Origin of the sequence: Pedobacter sp., assembly GCF_035566355.1 — a bacterium.
GTDB lineage: Bacteria > Bacteroidota > Bacteroidia > Sphingobacteriales > Sphingobacteriaceae > Pedobacter.
Genome location: NZ_DATMRL010000578.1, coordinates 1 through 7339, shown reverse-complemented (window position 1 = coordinate 7339; position 7339 = coordinate 1). Strand labels below are relative to the sequence as shown.

The 7339-nt window shown below is 40.3% G+C and carries 6 protein-coding genes; 4 read left to right on the top strand and 2 right to left on the bottom strand.

Annotated elements, in window-relative coordinates; all coding sequences use genetic code 11:
- The first annotated feature begins 97 nt into the window (after positions 1 to 97).
- Together VNZ46_RS22730 and VNZ46_RS22725 are read left to right on the top strand one after the other, a co-directional pair.
- Entirely contained in the window at positions 98 to 721 is a 624-nt protein-coding gene (locus tag VNZ46_RS22730; protein ID WP_108553801.1) for a 7-carboxy-7-deazaguanine synthase QueE, read from the top strand.
- Positions 722 to 798: 77 nt separating this feature from the next.
- Positions 799 to 2709 carry an OmpA family protein gene (locus tag VNZ46_RS22725; RefSeq protein ID WP_325562891.1) on the top strand — a complete coding sequence of 637 codons (1911 nt, stop codon included), beginning with the start codon at positions 799 to 801 and terminating at the stop codon, positions 2707 to 2709.
- A gap of 14 nt (positions 2710 to 2723) precedes the next feature.
- Here VNZ46_RS22725 and kdsA read toward each other — a convergent pair whose 3' ends face one another.
- Positions 2724 to 3539 (bottom strand): 3-deoxy-8-phosphooctulonate synthase, encoded by an 816-nt coding sequence (gene kdsA, locus VNZ46_RS22720; RefSeq protein ID WP_316835337.1) that lies wholly within the window; start codon positions 3537 to 3539, stop codon positions 2724 to 2726.
- Between the two features lie 15 nt (positions 3540 to 3554).
- A complete protein-coding gene (gene recQ / locus VNZ46_RS22715) occupies positions 3555 to 5744 on the bottom strand; it encodes a DNA helicase RecQ (RefSeq protein ID WP_325562893.1) in 2190 nt (729 codons plus the stop codon).
- A gap of 88 nt (positions 5745 to 5832) precedes the next feature.
- Between recQ and VNZ46_RS22710 the strand changes: the two genes are divergently transcribed.
- Together VNZ46_RS22710 and VNZ46_RS22705 are read left to right on the top strand one after the other, a co-directional pair.
- Positions 5833 to 6798, top strand: a complete 966-nt coding sequence (locus VNZ46_RS22710; RefSeq protein ID WP_199082836.1) for a KpsF/GutQ family sugar-phosphate isomerase — start codon at positions 5833 to 5835, stop codon at positions 6796 to 6798.
- An 18-nt stretch (positions 6799 to 6816) separates the two neighbouring features.
- A partial coding sequence (locus tag VNZ46_RS22705) for a sugar phosphate nucleotidyltransferase (RefSeq protein WP_325562885.1) occupies positions 6817 to 7339 on the top strand: 523 nt, incomplete at its 3' end.

Sequence of the window (7339 nt, the reverse complement as noted above, 5' to 3'; positions counted from 1 at the left end):
TTTTTCGGCTCAAATTTCACATACAGGTCATATAAAACAGTTCAAGATACATATAATCTAATTTCCGCTAAAGATTTTTTACCTTTGCACACTTTATATGGCACATCAAATACCAAGCGACGGCACTTTACTTCCTTTAATGGAAGAATTTTACACAATACAGGGAGAAGGATTTAATACGGGTAAAGCGGCATACTTTATTCGCCTTGGAGGCTGCGATGTAGGTTGCCATTGGTGTGACGTAAAAGAAAGCTGGGATGCAGAGCTGCACCCTTTAACTTCAGCAGATGATATTGTAGCCAAAGCAGAAACTTTTCCAGGGAAAGCAGTAGTAATTACCGGTGGCGAACCTCTTATCTATAACCTGGATTATCTGACAGCAAAACTACAGGAGAAAAAAATTCTAACCTTTATAGAAACTTCAGGTGCTTATCCCCTTTCTGGTCATTGGGATTGGATCTGTTTGTCTCCAAAGAAATTTAAGGCACCTCGCCCCGACATCACACCATTTGCAAATGAACTTAAGGTAATTGTATTTAACAAAAGCGACTTCGAATGGGCAGAGAAATATGCAGAAACTGTTTCTGAAAACTGTAAACTTTATTTACAGCCAGAATGGTCAAAGGCCAAAGAAGTTACCCCCTTAATTATTGATTATGTAATGGCCAATCCCAAATGGGAAATTTCCCTTCAAACGCATAAATACCTGAATATTCCTTAATCCAGGGAATGTTTATAAATTGACATTTCAATTTCTTATGTTTATAGTCAGTTAGTTGTATTTTATTCAGCTCTGCCATGATACATAGAAATTCGGCTCAAATTCTGGTGTTCCTACTGCTTCTATGTGGCGTTTTTCGTGTAAGCGCGCAAAGTACCAACAGGAAAGCACAAGAAGATTTTAACCGCGCACAGGAAATGATCACCCAAATCAACTATCCTCAGGCCATTGACTTTTTAAAAGCTGCGGTAAAAGAAGACGGACAATTCCAGCTGGCTTATCTTCAGCTGGCAGACCTGCACAGAAAAACCAGGCAGTACAATTCCTCAATCCCCTATTATCAACAAGCCATAAGCCTTGGAAACATTTCCGACTACAGGGTATACTATGGGATGGGCGAATCCCTGCTGCTTACAGGCAACTACGAAAATGCCAAATCCAGTTTGACGACATTCATCAGCAAGTATACAGGTAAGGATAAAGACATTTTAAACAAGGCGAACAAGTACGTCAAAGATTGTGATTTTTCCATCGCTGCTTTAAAAAGCCCGGTAAAATATAACCCTATAAACCTTGGGCCAGGTGTAAATTCCAAGTATAGAGATTATTTCCCTTCCATCACTGCAGATGGTCAAAACCTGATCTTCAGCAGAAATATAGAGGGCAATGAAGACTTCTATTTATCTACAAAAACAGGATCAACCTGGTTCGAAGCTATTCCGCTCAGCAGTAAAATCAACACACCAAATTATAATGAAGGTGCACAATCCATTAGCCCCGATGGAATGTATTTATTTTTCACCGGCTGTAACCGGCCTGATGGCCTTGGAAGGTGCGATATTTATGTAAGCCATAAAGAAGGCAATGACTGGGGCACCCCCTTCAATTTAGGTGCACCAGTCAACTCCGAATACTGGGATGCACAACCTTCCATCAGCCCCGACGGAAACACGCTGTATTTTGTAAGCAACCGACCAGGGGGCTATGGTGGCTATGATATTTGGAAAAGTACGCTAAATGAAGACGGCAGCTGGCAAAAGCCTGTAAATTTAGGACCGGAAATCAATACCCCTTATGATGAACAGACCCCGTTTATTCATCCAGACGGAAAGACTTTTTATTTCTCTTCAGACGGCTGGCCGGGATTTGGAAATAAAGACATATTCATGAGTACCCTGACAGACAATGGTCATTGGACTGTTCCCGTAAATTTAGGTGCTCCGATCAACACCTTTAATGAGGAGACCGGCTTAACCGTTTCACCCGATGGCTCAAAAGCTTATTTCTCTGCTATTTTAAAGGATGGATATGGAGATATGGATATCTACCAATTTGATTTACCTAAAGCCATCAGACCAAAAGAGATCACCTACGTGAAAGGAAACGTAAAAGATAAGGAGACAGGGAAACCATTATCTGCCAGCATCAAAGTAGTTAACCTGCAAAATAAGCAAAATCAATTCAATGATTTCACCAATGAAGCAACTGGTTCGTTTTTAGCGGTTATGCCCGCAGGACATTCCTATTTACTAAATGCAGAAGCCGAAGGCTATTTATTTTATTCCGACAACTTTGAGTTGAACAACAGCTCCTCACTGAAACCTTATGAGTTGAATATACTTCTGGAGAAAATAAAGCCAGGCGTAAACATTGTTTTAAGAAATATCTTTTTTGACACCAATAAATACGAGCTTTTGCCATCCTCAATTACAGAATTAAACCTGTTAACTGATCTCTTGCAGCACAATAAAGGCCTTAAAATCGAAATCCAGGGGCATACGGACAACATCGGCAATAATGCCCAGAATATGAAATTATCAGAACTCAGAGCCAAATCAGTTTATGACTTTTTGATTATACACCAAATTACCGCAGAAAGGCTCTTGTATAGAGGTTATGGAGAAAACAAGCCTCTCGCCACTAATGAAACCGAAGCAGGAAGGAAACAAAACAGAAGAACCTCTTTTGTGGTGATACAAGCCAATTAAAATAAGAAAAGCGGTTAAATAACCGCTTTTCTTATTTTAATGAGTTTTTCCAGCAGATCTTCCAAAAGATCCAGGTGAAGCATATTGGCACCATCCGATTTCGCGTTCGCAGGATCCGGGTGTGTTTCAATAAACAATCCATCTGCGCCAACAGCAATTGCCGCCTTCGCAATCGTACCAATCAGTTCAGGCTTACCTCCTGTTACCCCGCTACTTTGATTGGGCTGCTGCAGGGAATGCGTACAATCCATAACTACCGGAACACCAAAACTTTGCATCTCTGGCAAACCACGATAGTCGACAATCAGGTCCTGGTAACCAAATGTATTCCCACGATCCGTTAAAATAACTTTGTTATTTCCTGATTCTACAATTTTTTCTACCGCGAATTTCATAGAACCTGCAGAAAGGAATTGTCCCTTTTTTACATTCACCACCTTTCCCGTATGTGCAGCAGCAATCAGCAGATCAGTTTGGCGGCACAAAAAAGCAGGAATCTGTAAAACATCTACATAAGCTGCAGCCATAGCGGCCTCAGCACTTTCGTGAATATCGGTCACTGTAGGCAGTCCAAATTCTTTCCCTACTTTCTCCAGAATCTTTAAAGCCTTTTCATCACCTATTCCGGTAAATGAACCACCTTTAGAGCGGTTTGCTTTCCGGTAAGACCCTTTAAAAATATAAGGAATTTCCAGTTTGTTGGTTATCTTCACAATCTTCTCCGCAATGCGCATGGCAATTTCTTCGCCCTCAATGGCACAAGGCCCCGCCATTAAAAAGAAGTTATCAGAACCGGTATGTTGTAGTTTATCTAAATTAAAATTAATCATTATCGTTTTTCTATATTAATTACCAAGTTCAGACATAAACTTGATGCGCATCAGCTGAATCTCTTCACGGGTATAATCTGTTTCACCAAGGTCTTTTAATGCCTCATCAATAGAATCATTCTCCGCACTCCGGAAATAATCAAACACTTCATCCTGACGGTCTTCATCCATCATTTCATCCACAAAATAATTGAGATTCAGCTTCGTTCCCGAATTGACAATTGCTTCAATCTCTTTTAGGATTTCAAAATAGGTAATGCCTTTGGAACGGGCAATATCTTCCAGACCAATCTGACGGTCTACATTTTGAATAATCGACACCTTAAGCTGGGATTTATTGGCCTGAGTTTTAATGATCAGATCCACCGGCCGCTCAATATCATTATCCTCAACATATTTTTTAATCAGCTCAATAAAAGGGCCTCCAAATTTAAGCGCCTTACCGTTGCCTACGCCTGAAATCTGCTTCAGCTCTTCCATAGAAATTGGATAGTGCGTACACATTTCTTCCAGTGAAGGATCCTGGAATACCACAAATGGAGGAACGTTCTTTTGTTTGGCTATTTTTTTACGCAGTTCTTTCAATAATTGAAGCAACTGTGTATCCAGGGCCCCGGAACCTTGTTTTACTTCATCGTCATCATCCTCTCCCGCTGCATCAATTGGATCGTTTAATATAAATTTCAAACTATAAGGATTCTCTATAAAATCCTGTCCGGAATTCGTTAAACGCAGCAATCCATAATTATCAATATCCTTAGACAGAAAGTTGTTAAGTACCGCTTGTCTGATCAAAGATTTCCAAAGATTCTCTCCTTCAATCTTTCCATGGCCATATTCTTGTAACTTCGCATGCTCATAAGCAATTGTCTGCGCAGTTTCCAACCCCATCAGAATGTTCAGAATATGCGTATCATCAAATTTCTCCCCGATATTTTTAATCAGTTGCAATAAGGTTTTCAGCGGTTCCTCCGCATCAAATACTTTTTTCGGCTTCTTACAATTATCACACATGCAATTACAGCCGGTTTCATTAAAGTTCTCCCCAAAATAGTGCAGGATCTGCTTTCTCCGGCAAACACCGGACTCGGCATAATCAATCACCTCTTTTAAAATCTGAGTGCCTATTTCCCGCTCAGAAACAGGTTTATCCTTCATAAACTTGGCCAGTTTGTCTACATCTTTCTGTGCATAAAATGCAATACAAACCCCCTCACCACCGTCTCGTCCTGCCCTGCCCGTTTCCTGGTAATACCCTTCCATACTTTTTGGAATATCATGATGGATCACAAAACGCACATCCGGTTTATCTATCCCCATACCAAAAGCAATGGTGGCTACAATAACCTCAACATCCTCCATCAGGAATTTATCCTGCGTATCTGCCCTTACCTTAGGCTCAAGGCCTGCATGATAAGGCAAGGCTTTAATCCCATTCAAATTTAAAGCTTCAGCTATTTCTTCAACCTTTTTCCTGCTCAGGCAATAAATAATACCGGATTTACCCGTGTTCTGCTTAATATAACGGATCATTTCCTTAACTACATCGCGTTTCGGGCGGATCTCATAAAACAAGTTTGGTCTGTTAAAAGAAGACTTAAACAGCGTTGCTTCAGTCATCTGCAGGTTTTTGATAATGTCCTGCTGAACTTTTGGTGTTGCTGTAGCGGTTAACGCTATAATAGGTATTTGATCTCCAAGCCCACTGATGACCTGTCTTATTTTTCTATATTCCGGTCTGAAATCATGTCCCCACTCTGAAATACAGTGTGCTTCATCCACAGCCACAAAAGAAATTTTGATCAATCTTAAGAAATCAATATTATCCTGCTTGGAAAGAGATTCCGGTGCAACATACAGCAGTTTGGTCTGTCCGCTGAGCAGATCACTCTTTACCTGAGCGATATCCGTTTTATTTAAAGAAGAGTTTAGAAAATGTGCTATACTATCATTTCCTCCAAAAGCCCTCAACTGATCGACCTGATTCTTCATCAGCGCGATAAGTGGAGAGATCACAATAGCGGTCCCCTCGCTCATCAGTGCAGGCAATTGATAACATATAGATTTCCCCCCACCTGTAGGCATAATTACAAAAGTGTTCTTCTTTTCAAGAACATTGGTGATAATTGATTCCTGATCACCCTTAAAATTATCAAAACCAAAAAAGTTTTGTAAGTTGTCAAACAACGACTTTTTCACATCCATTTTCTCTATAAAAGATTCCGTGCTATTTTTCATTCAAAATAACATAATTTTGCCTTAATTAAAGCATTAAGATACTAAATAATTCTGTTTGAAAAGTAAAAAATCAATAATTGAGGCGGGAGTCAGCACTTTACAACTGGAGGCGCAGGCCATTTCAGGTTTAATCAAGAATATTAATGATGATTTCGTTAAGGCCGTCAGCTTAATTATAGAAAGCGAAGGCCGGGTGGTGGTTACCGGCATTGGTAAAAGTGCCATCATTGCACAGAAAATTGTAGCCACTTTTAATTCTACCGGAACGCCCTCTGTTTTTATGCATGCCGCTGATGCCGTCCACGGCGATCTTGGGATGATCCAAAAGAACGATATCATCATCTGCATTTCTAAAAGCGGCAATACCCCCGAAATTAAAGTGCTATGCCCTTTGCTCAAACAATCTGGTAATGTTTTGATTGGCATGGTCGGACAACTTCAATCCGCCCTGGCAGATCAAGCTGACCTGATTCTTGATACTACTGTAGAGAAAGAAGCCTGCCCGAATAACCTGGCACCCACCACCAGTACTACAGCCCAATTGGCAATGGGCGATGCCCTTGCTGTTTGCTTGCTGCACGCGAGAGAATTTAACAGTGACGATTTCGCTCGATATCACCCAGGAGGCTCACTAGGCAAGAAATTATATCTTAAAGCCACTGATCTTGCTTCAAGAAATGAAAAGCCTTCTATCTCTCCTAATTCACCAATCAAAGATGTCATTATAGAAATAAGTCAAAACCGTTTAGGCGTTGTTGTTGTTATTGAGAACGATACGATTCTGGGAATAATTACTGACGGAGATATTAGAAGAATGTTGGAAAAACATTCTAATTTAGCAAACATTATGGCGAAAGACATTATGAATACCAATCCCAAAAAAATTGACAAAGATGCTTTAGCGGTCGATGCACTGGAGGTGATTAAGCAAAATAATGTCACCCAGTTGCTGGTTACCAATGGAAGTAAGTATTTCGGCATTATTCATTTACACGACCTTCTTCAGGAAGGAATTATATAAAACCATCTTATAAACAGCATGAACAAAAATAATTACGCCTTAATTATGGCTGGCGGTGTTGGAAGCCGTTTTTGGCCGGTAAGCAGAACAGAATACCCAAAACAGTTCATTGATTTTTTTGGAATTGGAAAAACCCTCATACAGAGCACATACGATCGTTTTTTAAAGATTTGCCCTCCAGAAAACATTTTTATTGTTACCAATGAGATCTACACAGATATCATCAAAATTCAGTTACCCGACATACAGGACAACCAAATTCTTGCTGAGCCTATTATGCGCAATACAGCACCATGTATTGCATATGGTTCCATGAAAATATCCGAACTCAATCCCGACGCAGTAATTGTGGTCGCTCCTTCAGATCACACCATTGCTGATCTGGATAGTTTTGTTTCTGCCATTGAAGAATCCCTGGAAGCAGCAGCTCAAAATGATTGTCTGATCACCCTGGGTATTAAACCCAGCCGCCCGGATACTGGTTATGGCTATATCCAGTATGTAGACAACACATTGGCTTCAGATCCAAGAATCCATAAAG